Source organism: Burkholderiales bacterium (assembly GCA_013695435.1).
In the GTDB taxonomy this organism is placed as follows: domain Bacteria; phylum Pseudomonadota; class Gammaproteobacteria; order Burkholderiales; family JACMKV01; genus JACMKV01.
Genome location: JACDAM010000291.1, coordinates 1 through 4124 on the forward strand (window position 1 = coordinate 1; position 4124 = coordinate 4124).

Here is a 4124-nt window from a genome sequence, read left to right on the forward strand (position 1 = left end):
TTGACGACTGGAAAAATGCCAAGGGCAAACCCAGCCTCGGCGGCACCTGTGTGAACGTCGGCTGCATCCCATCCAAGGCGCTGCTCGAATCTTCCGAGAATTACGAGCGCGCGGCGCACAAATTTGCCGCCCACGGTATCAGGATCGACAACGTCAGCATCGACGTCGCCGCCATGCTGGCGCGCAAGAATAAAATCGTCGATACGCTGACCGCCGGTGTCGCTAGTCTGTTCAAGAAAAACAAGGTCACGCTGTTCCCGGGACTTGGGCGATTCGTCTCCGGCGGCGATTGTTATCGCATCGAAGTTCGCAGCGGCGAGCAGACGGAAACGCTGGAGGCGGCGCACGTCATCGTTGCAACGGGTTCGGTTCCGCGCCCGCTCCCCGGTGTCGCCATCGATAACGAGTTCATCACCGATAACGTCGGCGCCTTGCAGTTTGCCGAAGTGCCGAAGCGACTCGCTGTCATCGGCGCCGGCGTTATCGGTCTGGAGATGGGCAGCGTCTGGCGACGGCTCGGCTCCGAGGTCACATTGCTCGAAGCGCTGCCCGGTTTTCTGATGGCAGCCGACAACGACGTGGCGAAAGAGGCTCAAAAAATATTTTTCAGGGAAGCCGGCTTCAAATTGATCACCGGGATCAAGATCGCCGAGGTCGCGAAGACGGGCAATGAAGTTCGCATCAAGTATTCGGTACAAGGAAAGGAACAAAGTCAGGGACAGGAACAAGTTCAAGCGCAGGAACTAGTGGTCGACAAGCTGATCGTCGCGGTCGGCCGTGCGCCGAACACGGATGGGCTGGGCGCGGATGCGGTCGGATTGCAGATCGACGCGCGTGGCTTTGTGGAAGTCGATGCGGAATGCCGGGCCAACTTGCCGAACGTCTACGCCATCGGCGATGTGGTGCGCGGACCGATGCTCGCCCACAAGGCTTCGGAGGAGGGCGTGATGGTCGCCGAACTGATCGCCGGGCAAAAGTCGCATGTCAATCTCGATACTATCCCGTGGGTGATCTATACGTCGCCGGAAATCGCCTGGGTCGGCAAGACCGAACAAGAGCTGAAAGCGCAAGATACGCAATATCGCGCCGGACGTTTTCCGTTCCTGGCCAATGGCCGCGCCAAAGCGCTGGGCGAAACCGCCGGCTTCGTGAAAATTCTCGCCGACGCGAAATCCGACCGCATTCTCGGCATGCATATCATCGGACCGTTCGCGTCCGAGATGATCGCCGAAGCCGTGGTAGCCATGGAATTTTCGGCCACCAGCGAGGATATCGCGCGCATCGTGCACGCTCACCCGTCGCTATCCGAAGTCATGCACGAAGCCGCGCTCGCGGTAGACGCGCGTGCGCTGCATATCTAACCCGGTCAATGGCCAGCGCTTTGCAGCAAACCGCCGGCCACGCCGAAAACATGGGCGGCCGCCTGCGCGATTACGCGCGAGCCCATGGCTATACGCTCGATCGCGCGCAACGCCGCGCGGTCAAACATTTCCAGCGGCTTTCCGATGATCTGATCGCAAACGGGACAGCGGGCATACTGCGTAAACTGCTCACCAGCCAGCGGGCTATCTCCGGTATTTACGTGTGGGGCGGTGTCGGCCGCGGCAAGAGTTTTTTGATGGACGGTTTTTTCTCGCTGGTCCCGATCGAACAGAAGCGCCGCATCCACTTTCATCGCTTCATGCAGGAAATCCATCACAGCCTGCACGATCTGCAGGGCACCGCCGAGCCGGTCGCCGAGGTCGCAAAAATCATGGCGGGCAAAGCGCGCTTGTTATGTCTCGACGAATTGCATGTCGTCGATATAGGCGATGCGATGCTGATGCGGCGTTTGCTCGAAGGCTTGTTCGAGCAAGGGGTGGCGATCGTTGCGACCTCGAATCGCCATCCCGATCAGTTGTACCAGGACGGCCTGCAGCGCAGCCAGTTTCTGCCGGCGATAGAGCTACTGAAAGCTCGCCTCGATGTCGTCAACGTCGATGCCGGCATCGACTACCGATTGCGCGCACTGGAAAAAGTCGAGATCTATCACCAGCCGCTTGATGATGAGGCCGAGCAAAGCCTGGCGCACGCTTTTCTGGCTATCGCCGGCGAGGAGGGCGCGCACGATTACCAGCTCGATATCGAGGGCCGCGTTCTGCGCGCGCGGCGCCATGCCGAAGGGGTGGTGTGGTTCGACTTCGATGTTTTGTGCGGCGGGCCGCGCGGCCAGGCCGATTACATCGAGCTTGCCGAAAATTACCACACCGTACTGATGTCGGGCATTCCGCGGTTTTCGGCGGAAGAAGGCGATCGCCGCCGCCGCTTCACCTGGCTGATCGACGAGTTTTACGATCGCCGCGTCAAGCTGGTCGCTTCCGCCGCGGCAGCGCCAGATCACTTGTATGCGGGCGAGGCCGGCATCGAATTCGAGCGCACCGTCAGCCGCTTGATCGAAATGCAAACGCGCGAATACCTGGGCCGCGAACATCTGTCGTAGCATTCACAAGAAGGAGAATCATGGAAAGTTTCAAGGCTTATCGGATATTCAACCAAGAGGGCAAGTCGCAGGGCCGGTTTGACGAAACCCGGCTCGATGAACTCGATCCGGGCGAAGTCGTCCTGAAAACCGCGTATTCGAGCGTCAATTACAAAGATGCGCTGGCCGCAACCGGCGCCGGCAAAGTCATCCGCCGCTTCCCATGCGTCGGCGGAATCGACGTCAGCGGCACGGTCGTTTCATCGACCGATCAGCGCTTCAAAGAAGGCGATAAAGTCATCGCCACCAGCTACGACCTCGGCGTCGCACGCGACGGCGGCTACTCGGAATACGTGCGCGTACCGGCCGACTGGACAGTGCTGCTGCCGCAAGGGCTGAGCCTGTTCGAGGCAATGGCCATCGGCACCGCCGGTTATACAGCCGCACTCGCCATTCATCTGATGCAGCAGAACGACCTCAAGCCCGACAGCGGCAAAGTTGTGGTCAATGGCGCAACCGGGGGCGTTGCCAGCCTCGGTATCGATATGCTTGCCGGCCTTGGTTTCCAGGTCACCGCGATCAGCGGCAAGGATGACGAGCATGACTATCTGACACGGCTGGGCGCGAACGAAGTCTTGTCGCGCAACGGCATGGAGATGGGCACGCGCCCGCTCGAGAAAATGCTGTGGGCCGGCGCGCTCGATTCGGTCGGCGGCGAAGCGCTCGCGTGGTTGACCAGAACCATGCAGCAGAATGGCGTGATCGCCAGTTTCGGCAACGCCGGCGGCATAGAATTGAAGACGACCGTGCTGCCGTTTATCTTGCGCGGCGTGCGCCTGATCGGCGTCGATTCGGGCTATACCGCAATGCCGCTGCGCCGGAATATCTGGGAAAGGCTGGCGAGCGATCTGAAGCCGCGGCATCTGGACGCGATCGCGCACACCATCAATTTCGATGAGTTGCCGGGCGTGTTCGACAAGTTGTTGAAGGCCAAATTAAAAGGTAGAACGGTCGTTAAAATAAATTAGGGAAGCTCTGATCGGTTGTCATTCCCGCTCCGATTAATCATTGGAGGGCAGGCTGCGGCAAGAAGAATCCAGGGTCCCTTCAACTCTGCTGCCGTTCATGTCGAACGGTTAGCTTATCGCTCGTTCTCCCTTAGAATTGACGCATGGAGTTCGAATGGGATCAATCAAAGGGCGTCTCCAACCTCCGCAAGCATGGCATAGGCTTTGAGGACGCAACTAGCATTTTTGGCGACCCGCTTGCCTTTACGTTTCGTGACCCTGATCACTCCGTTGGCGAGGCTCGCTTCCTGACATTTGGCGTTACGCGAACCGGCGAACTACTTGTCATTTCGCACGCCTCTCGAAACAATCGCACTCGTCTAATCAGTGCTCGTCGCGCAACTCGTGCAGAAAGGAAAATCTATGAAGAAGGCCAAGTCTGAAGCGAACAATGATTTGCGGCCCGAATACCGCCGCGAAGATCTGGGAAAGGGTATACGGGGAAAGTACCTTGCAGCCTATCAGAAGGGTTCAAATCTCGTCCTGCTCAGTCCTGATATTGCAAAGGCATTCCCAAGCTCCGAGGCTGTCAATGAGGCGCTTCGCGGCTTGTTGAAATTAACGGAGCAAACCAAAAAGCTAACCCGGCGTTCAGGCGG

Annotated in this window: 5 protein-coding genes; all 5 read left to right on the forward strand. The window is 58.8% G+C overall.

Going from position 1 to position 4124, the window contains the following annotated elements; all coding sequences use genetic code 11:
* A partial coding sequence (gene lpdA, locus H0V78_14120) for a dihydrolipoyl dehydrogenase (protein MBA2352871.1) occupies positions 1–1361 on the forward strand: 1361 nt, incomplete at its 5' end.
* Positions 1362–1411: 50 nt separating this feature from the next.
* The gene (locus H0V78_14125; protein MBA2352872.1) at positions 1412–2479 is read left to right on the forward strand and encodes an AFG1 family ATPase; all 1068 of its coding nucleotides are present in this window, start codon (positions 1412–1414) and stop codon (positions 2477–2479) included.
* 20 nt (positions 2480–2499) lie between these two features.
* Positions 2500–3486 carry an oxidoreductase gene (locus H0V78_14130; GenBank protein ID MBA2352873.1) on the forward strand — a complete coding sequence of 329 codons (987 nt, stop codon included), beginning with the start codon at positions 2500–2502 and terminating at the stop codon, positions 3484–3486.
* A gap of 143 nt (positions 3487–3629) precedes the next feature.
* The gene (locus tag H0V78_14135) at positions 3630–3908 is read left to right on the forward strand and encodes a BrnT family toxin (GenBank protein ID MBA2352874.1); all 279 of its coding nucleotides are present in this window, start codon (positions 3630–3632) and stop codon (positions 3906–3908) included.
* On the forward strand, positions 3889–4124 hold a 236-nt coding region (locus tag H0V78_14140; GenBank protein MBA2352875.1), incomplete at its 3' end, for a hypothetical protein. The genes H0V78_14135 and H0V78_14140, both read left to right, overlap by 20 nt.

Bases quoted from the DNA above. Each gene is read 5' to 3' on its own strand.
- H0V78_14125 (MBA2352872.1), top strand. From the start codon at position 1,412: ATGGGCGGCCGCCTGCGCGATTACGCGCGAGCCCATGGCTATACGCTC.
- H0V78_14130 (MBA2352873.1), top strand. From the start codon at position 2,500: ATGGAAAGTTTCAAGGCTTATCGGATATTCAACCAAGAGGGCAAGTCG.
- H0V78_14135 (MBA2352874.1), top strand. From the start codon at position 3,630: ATGGAGTTCGAATGGGATCAATCAAAGGGCGTCTCCAACCTCCGCAAG.